The organism is Halomonas sp. BC2 (assembly GCF_002078115.1).
GTDB lineage: Bacteria > Pseudomonadota > Gammaproteobacteria > Pseudomonadales > Halomonadaceae > Vreelandella > Vreelandella stevensii.
This window is the reverse complement of record NZ_LFGT01000029.1, coordinates 1-2,586: the sequence shown is the minus strand read 5'-3', so window position 1 is coordinate 2,586 and position 2,586 is coordinate 1. Positions and strand designations below refer to the sequence as shown.

Genomic DNA, 2,586 nt, shown 5'->3' with positions numbered 1-2,586 from the left:
CGTGTCCGCATTGGCAATGTTGGCAGCCAACACCTGGTGACGCGCCTGGCGCAAGCCAAGCGCCTGCTGGTGAAAATCAAAGGCTGATCCAAGCTGATCAATCATGCCGACCCTCGCTCGCCGTGAGGCCAAAATAAATCGAAAATTCTTGATCATGGATAATAGAGGCGAGGCTTTCATCTCTTAAAGCATGGAACAGGTAGCGTTTCTGCCAGCATTTCCCATGATACGGTGGCTACTTTTGCATTACACTGCCCAATCTACGCAGTCTCAGGCCTGTGTAGACTCTGAGTTTTCACACTGAGCGGCCCCTTCCATGCTTCATGCGTTGTCTCTCGTCACGGCCAGTCATACGCGCACCCTCTTCTCGCTCCTGGCGCTAGCCATTCTGGCTCTTCCCTATGCGGTGCAGGCGAACGACATGACGCTGGAAGAGAGCGTGCATCTATTTCTTTATCAGCAGGCGCAAACATTAGGGCAGGAAGCGGTCATCACCGTCACTCCCTCATCACCACATCTGCCTACCTGCGTGCAGCCTGAGCCTTTTTTACCCAACACGACCCAGCCCCCGGTCGGTAGAGTATCAGTGGGGGTAAGATGCGGTACCGATGGCCGCCAGGTGCGGTACATACAGGCACAGGTCGACGTCGTGGGTAACTACGTGGTCGCCACGCGTGATATCGAGCGTGGGACGCTCATTACCTCCGACATGCTGGGCCTACGGGATGGCAATTTGAGCAGCCTTGCGCCACAAACGCTGACCGATCAAGCAGACATTATTGGCAAGGTGGCTCAACGCCCGATTCGCAGCGGCGGTTCCTTTCAAGCACACTTTCTACAGGCACCTCACTTGGTGGAACGGGGGCAGCGTGTCACGGTCATAGCACAAGGCACTGGCTTTCGGGTTTCCCGTGAAGGAGAAGCCATGACCAATGGCGCACTGGGCGATATTATTCGAGTACGCTTTGGGGCACGCGAAATCGCCATGGCACGTGTCACTGGCCAGGGTGTTTTAGTGGTCGATTTTTGATTCAGCGCCTAAAGTCTTTAGTGCCCAAGCCGATAGTAACCATATAGCACGAGATGCCCAGACGTTGACGATGAGGCCCCCAACGTGAAAATCGACAACCTTAATCCGCTGGTACGCACCAACCAGGTTCAGCAGCGTGAAGATGCTCAAAAAGTTACCGGCCCCAAAACGCCGGATACGGACAACACGACCCGTGAACCCACACAGCTAAGCCAGTTCAGCGCGGATGGCAGCCAGGACATTGATATGGCCAGGGTTCAGGAAATCCGCGATGCCATTCGTGAAGGGCGTATGGAAATCCGTACCGACCGTATTGCCGATGGCCTAATTGCCAACCTGAAAGAGCTATAATCCTTATCATGAGCCTATCTCGCCTTCTCGACAGCCAGCTGCAGCGACTCGATGAACTCATTGAGCTGCTTACACACGAGCAAGAAGAGCTGACCAAGGGAAGCATCGATGGCGATACACTGTCAGACATCGCCCTCAAGAAACAAGCACTTCTGGGTGAGCTGGAGCGCGTCGAAGTGCTTAGGCGCGGCGTACAGGCAAAGCTTGGCTATTCAAATGGCGCTTCTGGCGCTCGCCAGGCAGCCAATGATGCCGACTGCCTACCCGTTTGGGAACGCTTGCTGGAAAAGGGCGAGCGCGTGGCTCGTATGAACGCCCTGACGGGGCAAATGCTGTCAGTGCGCATGAAACACAACCAGCAAATGCTGGATTACATTCGTCAGATTGCCGAAAAAACGCTTTATAAACCGGATGGGCGAAATAGCGCTCAACCTGGACGCATTAACACTTCTGCCTGAAACACACCTAAACAACTCTTATACAAGACACTTCAATTAGGCAACCTTGCCTAACTCTGGAGTCGTCATGCTACCTCATCTTCTCCAACAGTTTAACGCGGTGGTCACGGGAGCCAACGGCGGCATCGGTAGCGCCAGGCGGACCTAACGACCAGCAGCGGCCGGCGCACCTTGTCAGAGACCGTCGGAGAGCAGCCACTTCACCTGCTGATCAACACCATTGGCATGCTCCACGACTTAGATCTGCATATCCAGCCCGAAAAACGCCTCGAGCAACTCAGTGAGGAAGCGTTCATGCGCGTCATGCAGATCAACGCGATGACGCCCGCCATGCTGCTTGCGGCACTCAAGCCTTCCCTGCAAGGGAAACATCCCAGCATTATCGCCAGTCTTTCAGCCCGTGTCGGGTCTATTACGGATAACGGCTACGGTGGCTGGTATAGCTATCGAGCCAGCAAGGCGGCCCATAACATGCTGATGAAAACGGCCGCCATAGAGATTGGCCGTCTCAACAAACAAGCCATCGTGCTATGTCTTCACCCGGGCACGACGGATACCTTACTCTCCAAGCCCTTTCAGGCTAGGGTACCCAGCGACAAGCTGTTCACAACGGAGTATGTCGCTGATCGGCTCCTCGATGTCATGGCGCAACGCAGGCCCGAAGAGACCGGCAGTTTCTGGGATTGGGCAGGACAGCCCATCGAGTGGTAACTAAGGTTTTTGAATATCAAGGTTTTGTAATATCAG

The 2,586-nt window shown here is 54.7% G+C and carries 5 protein-coding genes; 4 read left to right on the top strand and 1 reads right to left on the bottom strand.

Annotated features, from left to right (window positions below; genetic code table 11):
• The coding region (locus B7L71_RS17795; RefSeq protein WP_249273291.1) for a flagellar basal body protein at positions 1-105 on the bottom strand (105 nt) is incomplete at its 3' end.
• A gap of 211 nt (positions 106-316) precedes the next feature.
• Between B7L71_RS17795 and flgA the strand changes: the two genes are divergently transcribed.
• The 4 genes from flgA to B7L71_RS16085 all read left to right on the top strand — a co-directional run bounded on the left by flgA (position 317) and on the right by B7L71_RS16085 (position 2,550).
• Positions 317-1,030 carry a flagellar basal body P-ring formation chaperone FlgA gene (gene flgA, locus B7L71_RS16100; RefSeq protein ID WP_081139125.1) on the top strand — a complete coding sequence of 238 codons (714 nt, stop codon included), beginning with the start codon at positions 317-319 and terminating at the stop codon, positions 1,028-1,030.
• A gap of 84 nt (positions 1,031-1,114) precedes the next feature.
• On the top strand, positions 1,115-1,381 hold the full coding sequence (gene flgM, locus B7L71_RS16095) for a flagellar biosynthesis anti-sigma factor FlgM (protein WP_081139124.1): 267 nt from the start codon (positions 1,115-1,117) through the stop codon (positions 1,379-1,381).
• Positions 1,382-1,389: 8 nt separating this feature from the next.
• Positions 1,390-1,839 (top strand): flagella synthesis protein FlgN, encoded by a 450-nt coding sequence (locus tag B7L71_RS16090; protein WP_081139122.1) that lies wholly within the window; start codon positions 1,390-1,392, stop codon positions 1,837-1,839.
• A 171-nt stretch (positions 1,840-2,010) separates the two neighbouring features.
• Positions 2,011-2,550: an SDR family NAD(P)-dependent oxidoreductase gene (locus B7L71_RS16085; RefSeq protein ID WP_371317392.1), complete on the top strand. Its 540-nt coding sequence runs from the start codon at positions 2,011-2,013 to the stop codon at positions 2,548-2,550.
• Positions 2,551-2,586 lie beyond the last annotated feature (36 nt).

Coding starts and splice junctions, on each gene's coding strand:
- flgA (WP_081139125.1), top strand. CDS start 317: ATGCTTCATGCGTTGTCTCTCGTCACGGCCAGTCATACGCGCACCCTC.
- B7L71_RS16090 (WP_081139122.1), top strand. CDS start 1,390: ATGAGCCTATCTCGCCTTCTCGACAGCCAGCTGCAGCGACTCGATGAA.